Below are 255 nucleotides of genomic sequence, written 5' to 3' on the forward strand. Positions count from 1 at the left end.
GAAATGGATTGAGGAATCCCCTTTTTACGGCAATAACGCACTTGGAAAAGCAGCCGAATATACACTGAAATTAACAGACGGGCTTCGTGCCTTTCTCTATGATGGTCGCATTGAAATGGATAATAATTCAGCAGAAAATGCGATTCGCCCTAGTGTGATCGGTCGAAAAAATTGGATGTTTTCCGTCAGCGAAGCTGGTGCCGAGGCCAATGCGATTTGTTTGAGTATGGCAGAAACAGCGAAAGCTAACGGTGT

1 protein-coding gene is annotated in these 255 nt (G+C 44.7%); it reads left to right on the forward strand.

Going from position 1 to position 255, the window contains the following annotated elements:
• Positions 1-255: IS66 family transposase (locus tag M3210_RS20285; RefSeq protein ID WP_251518128.1), on the forward strand; the 255-nt coding region annotated here is incomplete at both ends.

Source organism: Oceanobacillus luteolus, from assembly GCF_023715655.1.
GTDB classification, from domain to species: domain Bacteria; phylum Bacillota; class Bacilli; order Bacillales; family Amphibacillaceae; genus Oceanobacillus; species Oceanobacillus luteolus.